Source organism: Pseudomonas edaphica, assembly GCF_005863185.1.
GTDB lineage: Bacteria > Pseudomonadota > Gammaproteobacteria > Pseudomonadales > Pseudomonadaceae > Aquipseudomonas > Aquipseudomonas edaphica.
The window spans coordinates 1-10,227 of sequence record NZ_VBVZ01000187.1 but is presented as its reverse complement, the minus strand read 5'-3'; the positions used below and the strand labels follow the sequence as shown (position 1 = coordinate 10,227).

Below are 10,227 nucleotides of genomic sequence, written 5' to 3'. Positions count from 1 at the left end.
GGGTGCTGCTGGGGCCGATCACCGGTTCATGATCGGGTAAGTAACCTTCGGTGCCGCTCCAGGTACGAATCGCCTGGGCACCCTTGAGAAACGGGTACAGTTCGCCGGCATTGCGCAGAATCTCCAAAACTGCCGCTTGCCCAGGGCGCGCCGTCAGCGGGCCAAGGGCAAAACCACGGCCGCCGCCGAGGATGCAATTGCCACGGGCGACCTGCCGTGCATAAATCCCGCCGCCTTCAACGCCGGTGCTCACGTTCATCACCACTGGCAGCGGCTCGGTCACCAGCATCGCCGGGTGTGCCGAGGTAATCGGCACCGGCTCGCCAAATTGCGCGGCAACCGTACCGGCCCAGGCCCCCGCGCAGTTCAGCAACCACGGCGCGTGTAGGTGCAGGCCATTGGCGCAGCGCACCTGGAAGTACTGGCCGTCATGTTCGATCTGAGTCACTTCGGCCTGCTCGTGCACCGCCGCGCCAAGGCGCTGCGCCGCACGAGCGAAAGCGGGCGACACCAGGCGCGGGTTGGCATGCCCGTCTTCAGGGCACAGCGAGGCGCCCACCGCGATATCCCCGACCCAAGGGAAGCGAGCGCGCAGTTCGGTGTAATCCAACAACTGCAAGCCCAGGCCAAAGCCACGGGTCTGTTCGGCATAGGCTTGCAGCGCGGCGAAATCCGCATGGCTGCGCGCCAGTTTCAAATGCCCGGAGCGCACGTACTCGCCGTCGATGCCGATCAACCCCGGCAGGTCGGCCCACAGTTCATGGGCGCGTTGTGACAGTGGCAGTTGATGCAAGGGGCGGCCCTGGCGGCGCACCCCGCCGTAATTCACGCCGCTGGAGTGCGAGCCGCAAAAGTCCCGTTCCACCAGGGCTACACGCTGGCCTTTTTGCGCGAGCATCAACGCCGCCGAGGCGCCGACGATGCCGCCACCCAACACGATCACGTCGATCATGGCTGCACCTGCACACCAAACGGCAGCGGCTTGATCGGCGCCTGACCGCGCAGGCGGCCAACGTCGTGTATGGCGCGACCGCTGCGCTCGGCCACAATCTCTGCTGCCGCCAGGCCACACATGCGGCCCTGGCAGCGGCCCATGCCGACCCGGCAGTGGGCTTTGACCCGGTTGATTTCCCAGTGACCTTCATCGACGACGGCGCGCACGTCGCCGACGCTGACTTCTTCGCAGCGGCACAGGATTAACTCATCCGGCGCCTGTGCAGCCCATTGCTCGGGGAAAGGGAACGCAGTTTCCAGCCCATGGCGAAAGCGCTGGATACCCGCCAGTTGCTGCTCAAGCAGCGCTGGGCGAAGCGGATCGATGGCGACGCCTGAATCTTCCAGTACCGCCAACGCCGCCCGTTCACCGGCCATCTGCGCGGCATCGGCGCCCATGATCCCGGCACCGTCGCCCGCCAGGTACACGCCGCTGACGCTGCTGCGCCCGGCACTGTCGCGTTGTGGCAGCCAGGCGCGATTCAAAGGGTTCCAGGCAAACTCACAGCCGAGCAAATCCGCCAGTTGCGTCTCGCTGCGCAGCGCATGGGCGAACGCCACGGCATCGCATTCCACTACGTGCTTATCCCAGCGGATGCCACGCACCCGTTGCTCGCCGTCGATTTGCTGGAGCGTCGCGCCCTGATACACGGGAACCCCATGGGCAGTGAGCCAGGCACGGTAATAAATGCCTTTGGCCAGGGTCGCCGGTTGCCCCAGCAGCGCCGGCAAAGCACGGCACTGGGCACTGAACGGCGCGCTGTCGAGCACCGCCACCACCTTGGCCCCGGCCTTGGCGTATTGGTACGCGACCAGATACAGCAACGGCCCGCTGCCACACAACGCCACGCGTTCTCCGATGGCGCAGCCCTGGTATTTCAACGCGATTTGCGCAGCGCCAAGGCTGTAGACACCAGGCAAGGTCCAGCCGGGCACCGGCAGAATGCGGTCGGTGGCGCCGGTGGCGACGATAATCTGCGCGTACTCCACGCTTTCGGCGTAGCCGTTAGTCAACATATCCAGGCGACCGTCCTCGGCATTCCACACCAGGGTTTCGGGCCGGTAGTCGATCAGCGGCGCCAACTCATCCAGTGTGCGGTGTACGGCCGTAGCCTTGCCCGCCTCAAAGCCATACAGTTGCTTGGCCGAGCGCTGAAAATTAGCCGGTTGGCGCCGGTAAATCTGCCCGCCGCCGCGCAGGCTTTCATCCACCAGGCAAGGCTTGACGCCATGGTCGAGTAAGGTGCGCGCCGCGCTGATGCCCGCCGGGCCTGCGCCGACAATCACGATCGGTTTCATGCCTGACGCCCCGGATCGCGGCTGATCGCCTGGCCCTCTTGCAGCAGCGTCGAGCAAGCCCGCACACGGCGCCCAGCCGCCAGCCGCACCCAGCAGTCCTGGCACGCGCCCATCAGGCAGAAACCGGCGCGGCGTTCGGCGCTGAAATCGCTGCCGCGCAGGTGCTCGGCGCAGGTCAATATGGCGGTGAGCAACGTGTCGCCCAGCAAACCGGTGGCCGGTTGCCCGTCGAGGGTGAAGGCCAGGGCAGGGCGCCGGGTTTCGGCCAAGCGTTTGAACAAGGCCATCAATGTTTCCCCACCAGTACGCGGTCCAGGCCATACACCCGGTCGAGCAGGATCATGGTGGCTGCGGTGAGTGCAATGACCAGCGCCGAGACCGCCGCCATCATCGGGTCGATGGACTCGGTGGCGTACACGTACATGCGCACCGGCAGGGTTTGCGTGGCTGGCGAGCTGACAAAAATAGACAGCGTCACTTCATCGAAACTGTTGATGAACGCCAGCAACCAGCCGCCGGCCACGCCCGGCAGAATCATCGGTAAGGTGATTTGACGGAACAGCGTGAAGCGCCCGGCACCCAGCGATTCGGCGGCTTGCTCGGCACTGCGATCAATCCCGATGGCCGCCGCCAGCACCAGGCGCAGCACATACGGCGTGATGATCACCACGTGCGCCAGCATCAGCCAGGTGAAGCTGCCATTGACGCCCATCAGCGCAAACAGGCGCAGCATCGCCACGCCCAGCACCAGGTGCGGAATGATGATAGGCGAGAGGAACAACGCACTGAAAAAGTTGCGCCCCGGGAACTGATAGCGGCTGATCGCCAAGGCGGCGGGCACTGCAATCAACGTGGCCAATGTGGCGGCGGTAAACGCCAGGATCAGGCTGTTGTAGAACGCCTGGATAAAGTCGGCACGCTCGAACACCGCGCGAAACCAGCGCAGCGAAAAGCCCGAGGTGGGCAGGCTCAAGGTGTTTTCCGGGGTGAAGGCCACCAGGCACACCACCACCAGCGGCGCCATCATGAACAGCACCACCACACCATGAAAACCGAGGGCCAAAGGACCGTTTCTGGACATGCGCTTAAACCCCCAGGGACTTTTTGTAGCGGCCTTCGACCATGCGGTTCCAGCTCAGCATGATCAGCAAATTGACCAACAGCAGCACCACCGCAATGGTCGCGCCCATGGGCCAGTTGAGTTCCGAGAGGTACTGGTCGTACACCACGGTGGCGACCATTTTCAGGCGGCGTCCGCCGAGCAGGCCGGGGATCGCAAACGAACTGGCGGCCAAGCCGAACACGATCAAGGTGCCGGACAGCACGCCCGGCATCACTTGCGGCAATACGATCTTGCGCATCACCGTGGCCTGGCTTGCGCCCAGCGACAACGCCGCCTGTTCCGCCGACGGGTCGAGCTTTTGCAGCGAGGTCCATACCGGGATGATCATGAACGGCAGCATCACGTGCACCAAGGCGATCACCACGGCGAACGGCGTGTACAGCAGCTTCACCGGGCGCCCGCCGAGGAATTGGATGACTTGGTTGACCAGCCCATCGGCGCCGAGCAACAAGCTCCAGCCGAAGGCGCGCACCACCACCGAAATCAGCAGCGGCGTGAGGATCAAAATCAAAAAGATTGAGCGCCACGGCGTGCCCATACGGCTGAGGATGTAGGCTTCGGGTACGCCGATCACCACGCACAGCAGGGTCACCAGGGCGCTGATCCAGAAGGTGCGCCAGAAGATCTCGTAGAAGTACGCATCGCTGAACAGCGACAGGTAGTGGGCAAAGGTCCACTCACCAGCCTTCACGCCCACCTGGTAGTCGAACACGTTGAACGACAGCACCAGGGTCATGAGCAGCGGCAGGATCAGCAGGCCGCTGAACAGCAGCAGCGCCGGCAGCGATAACAGATAACCGCGGCTCATGCGCGCACCTCATCGGCCGCCAGCACACGCAGCAATTCGGCGTGCCAGTCCAGGCCCACCGGCGCGCCGCAGCCGAGCGGCGCGCTGCCGTCATTGCTGCGTACCACGGTAATTTCGCCCAGAGACGTTTGGATGCGGTAGAGCCATTGGCTGCCGAAGAAATAACTGTCGAGTACCTTGCCCTGCAGGCGGCCTGCGCCGGCATCCACCAGCTGGATTTTTTCCGGGCGCAGGCTCAGGACCAGTTCGCCTTTGCCGCCGACAAGACGCACTTGCGCAGTGCCGAATTCGTCATAGTCACCGGCCAGCAGGTTGGCCTTGCCGACAAAGTCCGAGATAAACCGCGTACGTGGGTGTTCGTAGAGCTTGTAGGGCGCGTCGATCTGGGTCACGCGCCCGGCCTGCATCACCACCACGCGGTCGCTGATCGACAGCGCTTCGGCCTGATCGTGGGTGACCATCAAGGTGGTGATGCCCACGGCGCACTGGATGCGGCGGATTTCAAACTGCATTTCTTCGCGCAGGTTGGCATCGAGGTTGGACAGTGGCTCATCGAGCAGCAGCACGGGCGGCTCGATCACCAGCGCACGCGCCAGGGCCACACGTTGGCGCTGGCCGCCGGACAATTCACGCGGGTAGCGCTCGGCGTGCGGGGCCAGGCGCACCAGTTCCAACACGGTTTTGACTTTGCTGGCGATTTCGGCGGCCGGCACTTTGCGCATCTTCAGGCCGAAGGCCACGTTGTCACGCACGCTCATGTGCGGGAACAACGCATAGCTCTGGAATACCACGCCCAAGCCACGGCTGGCGGGTTTGGCGTGGGTGATGTCGCGGCCGTCGAGCAGGATCTGCCCGCCGCTCACGTCCACAAAACCGGCGATCATTTGCAGCGTGGTGGTTTTGCCGCAGCCCGAAGGGCCGAGCAGGGAAACGAACTCGCCTTTTTCCACCGCAAGGTCGGTGGCGACCACAGCGTCGACGGCGCCGTAGCGTTTGCTCAAGGCGTTGAGTTGGAGAAAAGCCATGTCTGCGTTCCACCTTATTTGAGACGCGTCGAAACGCGCTTTTTTGTTTTGGGCAGATGCGAAAAGAGTGTTGCGGGTGCGTTGGCGCTCGATCTCACGTCGGCTGCTCGTTGTTGTTCATTTCGCCCCTGTGGACGCAGATTAGGACGAAGACTAGGATGGGCGGAAGATGGAATTTCACTGAACGGACTATTATTTTCAATTTTATTCATTCACCAGAATGTATACCGAGATTAAGTGTTATGAATTCCACTGAACGGAATGAAAACGGTAAGGAAGTCGGCGCTGGGAGCGTCTCTCGGCTGTTTGCGTTATTGCGCACGTTGGGCGAAGTGCCCGAAGGCGGTGAGCGCGTGACTCAGCTCGCGCAGCAAGTCGGGCTGTCGCAACCCACCACGCACCGGCTGCTACGCAGCCTGATGGAGGAGGGCATGGTTGAGCAGGATGCGCGCAGTAAGCGCTATCGCCTGAGCCTGGAGTTCTTCGCCCTGGCGGCCAACGCGGGTAAGACTGGTAATTTGCGCGATCTGGTGCGCCCGAGCATGTTGCGCCTGAGTGCTTCATTGGGCGATTCGCTGTTTTTGCTGGCGCGCAGCGGCTTTGATGCGATCTGCCTGGACCGCAGCGAAGGGCCGTATCCGATTCGCACCTTCACTGGCGATATCGGCGGGCGCGTGGCGCTCGGCGTGGGGCAGGGCAGCCTGGCGATTCTGGCGTTCTTGCCGGAGGAGGAGCGTGAGACGGTGATTCGCTACAACCTGCCACGCCTCAAGGATTTTCACCTGTATGACGAGGTGTTGTTGCGCTCCGAGGTCGAGAATGTGCGGCGTCTGGGTTATGCGGCGCGTAACACCGGCGTGCTCGAAGGCATGGCCGGGTTGGCGGTGCCGATTCTGAATCGCGACGGGCACGCGGTGGCGGCGCTGAGTGTGGCGACCATCAGTGACCGCTTGGGGCCGAGCCGGTTGCCGATGGTGGTGGAGTTGCTCAAGCGCGAAGCGGCGGCGATCGGGCCACGGATCAACCCGTTTGATCCGACGTTGCGTCGGCCGTCGCAGACCTTTGGTGGCTAGCTCATCTCAACGCAATGAAGATCCGCTTTTGTGTGAGAGCTGGCTTGCCTGCGATGGCGGTAAACCAGTCGCCGAAGATGCAAGCTGCCAAATCGCAATCGCAGGCAAGCCAGCTCCCACAGGTTCAGGTTGCAGCTAACGCGACAAGTGTGTGGCCGCGCCGACGGTTTTTACCGCATCGGTTTGCGGATTATTGAAATACAGTTAATATAATCCGGGTAAAATAAATATCGCCCGGGTAATAATCAATGCCTATTCAAAATACAGCAGTCTGCACTGCCTTTGTCCGTCACCAACGCGTGGCAGCCGGCGCCTATTCCCAGGTGGCCGAAGCGCTGGCGGGCCTTGACCTGCCCACCGGCAGTTTCCTGGTCTTCGACGATGCCACCGGCACCCAGGTCGATTATCCGTGGCCTGCGGATTATGCGCCTGTCCAAGCGGCACCGGCCCAAGTCGATGAAGCCCCTCCCGCGACGCCTTCGGTCGGGCGTCCCAAGCTGGGCGTGGTTGCGCGGGAAGTCACTCTGCTGCCGCGCCACTGGGAATGGCTGGGCCAACAACGTGGCGGCGCGTCGGCAGCGTTACGCCGGTTGGTGGATGAAGCGCGCACTGTTCACGCAGCCCATGATCAAATGCGCCAGGCTAAAGAAGCCAGCTATCGTTTCATGAGCGCCCTCGGCGGTGACCTGCCAGGGTTTGAAGACGCGTCACGGGCGCTGTTTGCCCATGATGGTGCTGACTTTTCCCATAAGATCGCGCATTGGCCGGTAGACGTGCAGACGTACCTGGCCTGGCTATCACGCAATGCCTTTACCGCATAACAATAATTCAAGGATTCAAACCAGCATGGACGTCACCCCAAAGCGGCCGTTGTGGCAGATCTACCTGATGTTTTTGGCACCCATGGTGCTGTCCAACTTCCTGCAAAGCTTTTCCGGCACCCTCAACGGCATCTATGTCGGGCAGATGCTCGGCACCCAGGCGCTGGCGGCGGTGTCGGGGATGTTCCCCATCGTATTTTTCTTTATTGCGTTGGTGATCGGCCTGGGGGCGGGCGCTTCAGTGTTGATAGGGCAAGCCTGGGGCGCCCAGGAAACTGCGATGGTCAAGGTGATTACCGGCGCCACCCTGACACTTGGCGCGCTGGTGGGCTTGATCGCGGCAGTGCTGGGCAGCCTGTTCGCGCGCCCGGCGTTGCAGGCGGTGGGTACGCCAATCGATGTGCTCGACGACGCAGTGGGTTATGCCCAGATTATGATGTTGATCATGCCGCTGTTGCTGGTGTTTATCCTCTACACCCAGCTGTTACGGGGAGTGAGCGATACGGTTTCGCCGTTGCTGGCGTTGATGGTCTCGACCCTGGTCGGCCTGCTGCTGACCCCGGCGCTGATCCGTGGCTGGATCGGCCTGCCACCCATGGGGATTCAGAGTGCGGTGTATGCAGGCTTGGTGGGCAACGCGGCGGCCATGCTGTTTCTGATTTTGCGCCTGCGGCATAAAAACCATGTGATGGCGCCGGACCGTGAACTGCTCGCGGCCTTGCGCCTGGACCGGGCCATCCTCGGCAAGGTCCTGCGCATCGGCTTGCCAACCGGCTTGCAGATGGTGGTGTTGTCGCTGTCGGAGCTGGTGATTCTGGCGCTGGTCAACGGTCACGGCTCACAAGCTACGGCGGCCTATGGCGCGGTGACGCAGATCGTCAACTATGTGCAGTTCCCGGCGCTGTCGATTGCGATCACGGCCTCGATCCTCGGTGCCCAGGCGATTGGTGCCGGGCGCCTGGAGCGTATCGGGCCGATCCTGCGCACCGGGCTTGTGATCAATCTGTGTCTCACCGGTGGCTTGATCCTGTTGGGTTACTTGTTGTCCCACTGGTTGCTGGGTTTGTTCATCACGGACGACGCGGCGCGGCTCAATGCCGAGCACCTGCTGCATATCATGCTGTGGAGCATCCTGGTGTTCGGGTTCCAGGCGGTGATCGGCGGGATCATGCGCGCCAGCGGCGTGGTGTTGATGCCGGTGGCGATTTCGATCTTCTGTGTGCTGTGTGTCGAGTTGCCAATGGCGTATCTGTTCAACGCGCACTTCGGCCTGGAAGGCGTGTGGATGGCGTTTCCGGTGACCTACCTGGCGATGCTGGTGTTGCAGACCGCCTATTACCGCTTGGTGTGGCGCCACAAGCAGATCAAACGGCTGGTGTGACAGGTTGCTTCAGGCCTTGCAGTAACAGCTCCAGGCCCTGCAAACCTTCTTGCAGACGCACGTGTGGGTGTTCGTCACGGGCGATCCACAGGGCCGTGTTGACCAGGCTGCCATTGATCAACTGGGCCAGCGCGACGCTGGGGGCTTGCTGGATGACACCGGCCTGCATCATCGCCTCTAGCAACTGGCGCAGGGATTCCACGCATTGTTGCTGGGAGCCGGTATCACCGAGTACGGCAGGCGCATCCTGCAACACGATGCGTTGGATCTCGCCATCCTGGGCCATGCGCAAATAGGCGCGGCAGCGCTCACAAAAGCCGCTCCAGGGCTCCTGCGCCTGGTCGCTGATGCCTTGCAGGCGCGCGTCCATCTCCGCGTCGATCTCGGCGACCACCGCCGCCAATAAACCTTTCTTGTCGCCGAAGTGATGGTACAACGCACCGCGTGTGAGGCCGGCGCGCGCGGTAAAATCATCCATCGAAGTGTTGGCGTAGCCTTGGGTAGCGAAGGCTTGGCGAGCGCTGGCGATCAGCCGGGCACGGGTGGCGTCGATCATTTCGGTACGGACTCGGCTCATGGGTAAGGCTCGCATTAGCTCAGTGAGTGATTGACATACGGTGCGTATGTTACGCATGATTTGTCACATACGCACCGTATGTATTTTGCCTTGATACCTGCAAATCGCAAGTTTCAAGAGTTGAGGAAGAGGTTAAGCAGGATGGCAAATCCCTACGCCGAGTTGTTCCAGGCCCCAGGCAGCCGGGCGTTTGTACTGGCGGGCATGCTTGCGCGCATGCCGATTTCGATGACCGGTATCGGCCTGATCACCATGCTCTCGCAAGTGCATGGCGGTTATGGCCTGGCAGGCTCGGTGGCGGCGGTGTTTGCCTTGGCGACGGCATTCTGCGCGCCGCAGGTGTCCCGCCTGGTGGACCGCTATGGCCAAGGTCGGGTGCTGCCGGTTGCGGCGCTGATCGGCGGCGGAGCGTTGTTGCTGCTGTTGCTGTGCACACGCTTGCAGGCGCCAGCCTGGACGCTGTTTGTGTTCGCCGCACTGGCTGGTTGCATGCCGAACATGTCGGCCATGGTACGGGCGCGCTGGACCGAGCTGTACCGCGGCCAGCCCAGGCTGCAAACCGCGTTTGCTCTGGAGTCAGTGCTTGATGAGGTGTGTTTTATTATTGGCCCGCCGATTTCTGTGGGGCTGTGCGTGGTGCTGTTCCCGGAAGCGGGTCCATTGGTGGCAGCGGTGCTGTTGGCGGTTGGCGTCACCACGTTTGTGCTGCAGCGCGCGACAGAACCGCCGGTGCACGCGCAACAAGACCACCACGGCCGCTGGTTGATCGCCTCACCGTCGGTATTGATCCTGATGATCCTGCTGCTCGCCATGGGCGTGATCGTGGGTGTGGTGGACGTGGTCAGCGTAGCCTTTGCCCAACACCAGGGCCAACCGGCGGCGGCCAGTATCGTGCTGTCGGTGTATGCCATCGGCTCGTGCCTGGCGGGCTTGGCCTTTGGCATGCTCAAGCTCAAGGCGCCGTTGCCTCGGCAGTTCCTGTTTTGTGGCGTGGCCACGGCATTGACCACGTTACCTTTATTGTTGGTGACTGATATTCCCGGTCTGGCGGCGGCGATTTTTATCTCCGGGCTGTTCTTTGCCCCAACGTTGATCGTCTCCATGGCCCTGGTGGAGCAGGTGGTGCG

The 10,227-nt window shown here is 62.4% G+C and carries 11 protein-coding genes; 4 read left to right on the top strand and 7 right to left on the bottom strand.

Annotated elements, in window-relative coordinates:
- From FEM54_RS14550 to FEM54_RS14525, 6 genes are all read right to left on the bottom strand, one after another.
- Positions 1 to 952, bottom strand: a 952-nt coding sequence (locus FEM54_RS14550) for an NAD(P)/FAD-dependent oxidoreductase (protein ID WP_138451566.1), incomplete at its 3' end; no start/stop codon positions are given.
- Positions 949 to 2,292, bottom strand: coding sequence for an FAD/NAD(P)-dependent oxidoreductase (locus tag FEM54_RS14545; protein WP_138451564.1), 1,344 nt, complete (start codon positions 2,290 to 2,292; stop codon positions 949 to 951). The genes FEM54_RS14550 and FEM54_RS14545, both read right to left, overlap by 4 nt.
- On the bottom strand, positions 2,289 to 2,579 hold the full coding sequence (locus FEM54_RS14540; protein WP_138451562.1) for a (2Fe-2S)-binding protein: 291 nt from the start codon (positions 2,577 to 2,579) through the stop codon (positions 2,289 to 2,291). The genes FEM54_RS14545 and FEM54_RS14540 overlap by 4 nt, the downstream gene beginning before the upstream one ends.
- Entirely contained in the window at positions 2,579 to 3,373 is a 795-nt protein-coding gene (locus tag FEM54_RS14535; protein ID WP_017139602.1) for an ABC transporter permease, read from the bottom strand. The genes FEM54_RS14540 and FEM54_RS14535 overlap by 1 nt, the downstream gene beginning before the upstream one ends.
- A 4-nt stretch (positions 3,374 to 3,377) precedes the next feature.
- A complete protein-coding gene (locus tag FEM54_RS14530; RefSeq protein WP_099549279.1) occupies positions 3,378 to 4,223 on the bottom strand; it encodes an ABC transporter permease in 846 nt (281 codons plus the stop codon).
- Positions 4,220 to 5,248: an ABC transporter ATP-binding protein gene (locus FEM54_RS14525; protein ID WP_017139600.1), complete on the bottom strand. Its 1,029-nt coding sequence runs from the start codon at positions 5,246 to 5,248 to the stop codon at positions 4,220 to 4,222. The genes FEM54_RS14530 and FEM54_RS14525 overlap by 4 nt, the downstream gene beginning before the upstream one ends.
- 242 nt (positions 5,249 to 5,490) lie before the next feature.
- On the opposite strand from FEM54_RS14525, the gene FEM54_RS14520 reads away from it, so the two are divergent.
- The 3 genes from FEM54_RS14520 (at position 5,491) to FEM54_RS14510 (ending at position 8,523) form a co-directional block, all read left to right on the top strand.
- Complete coding sequence (locus tag FEM54_RS14520; RefSeq protein WP_017139599.1) at positions 5,491 to 6,321, top strand: IclR family transcriptional regulator; 831 nt, start codon at positions 5,491 to 5,493, stop codon at positions 6,319 to 6,321.
- A 248-nt stretch (positions 6,322 to 6,569) separates the two neighbouring features.
- Positions 6,570 to 7,142: a DUF2239 family protein gene (locus tag FEM54_RS14515; RefSeq protein ID WP_099549280.1), complete on the top strand. Its 573-nt coding sequence runs from the start codon at positions 6,570 to 6,572 to the stop codon at positions 7,140 to 7,142.
- Between the two features lie 25 nt (positions 7,143 to 7,167).
- Complete coding sequence (locus FEM54_RS14510; protein ID WP_138451560.1) at positions 7,168 to 8,523, top strand: MATE family efflux transporter; 1,356 nt, start codon at positions 7,168 to 7,170, stop codon at positions 8,521 to 8,523.
- Here FEM54_RS14510 and FEM54_RS14505 read toward each other — a convergent pair.
- Complete coding sequence (locus FEM54_RS14505; RefSeq protein ID WP_138451557.1) at positions 8,507 to 9,100, bottom strand: TetR/AcrR family transcriptional regulator; 594 nt, start codon at positions 9,098 to 9,100, stop codon at positions 8,507 to 8,509. The two genes, FEM54_RS14510 and FEM54_RS14505, sit on opposite strands and share 17 nt — an antisense overlap.
- A gap of 141 nt (positions 9,101 to 9,241) precedes the next feature.
- Here FEM54_RS14505 and FEM54_RS14500 point away from each other — a divergent pair.
- On the top strand, positions 9,242 to 10,227 hold a 986-nt coding region (locus FEM54_RS14500; protein WP_138451555.1), incomplete at its 3' end, for an MFS transporter.

What these genes read in the sequence shown, in the direction of transcription:
- FEM54_RS14545 (WP_138451564.1), bottom strand. Translation starts at nt 2,292, where the DNA reads ATGAAACCGATCGTGATTGTCGGCGCAGGCCCGGCGGGCATCAGCGCG.
- FEM54_RS14540 (WP_138451562.1), bottom strand. Translation starts at nt 2,579, where the DNA reads ATGGCCTTGTTCAAACGCTTGGCCGAAACCCGGCGCCCTGCCCTGGCC.
- FEM54_RS14535 (WP_017139602.1), bottom strand. Translation starts at nt 3,373, where the DNA reads ATGTCCAGAAACGGTCCTTTGGCCCTCGGTTTTCATGGTGTGGTGGTG.
- FEM54_RS14530 (WP_099549279.1), bottom strand. Translation starts at nt 4,223, where the DNA reads ATGAGCCGCGGTTATCTGTTATCGCTGCCGGCGCTGCTGCTGTTCAGC.
- FEM54_RS14525 (WP_017139600.1), bottom strand. Translation starts at nt 5,248, where the DNA reads ATGGCTTTTCTCCAACTCAACGCCTTGAGCAAACGCTACGGCGCCGTC.
- FEM54_RS14520 (WP_017139599.1), top strand. Translation starts at nt 5,491, where the DNA reads ATGAATTCCACTGAACGGAATGAAAACGGTAAGGAAGTCGGCGCTGGG.
- FEM54_RS14515 (WP_099549280.1), top strand. Translation starts at nt 6,570, where the DNA reads ATGCCTATTCAAAATACAGCAGTCTGCACTGCCTTTGTCCGTCACCAA.
- FEM54_RS14510 (WP_138451560.1), top strand. Translation starts at nt 7,168, where the DNA reads ATGGACGTCACCCCAAAGCGGCCGTTGTGGCAGATCTACCTGATGTTT.
- FEM54_RS14505 (WP_138451557.1), bottom strand. Translation starts at nt 9,100, where the DNA reads ATGAGCCGAGTCCGTACCGAAATGATCGACGCCACCCGTGCCCGGCTG.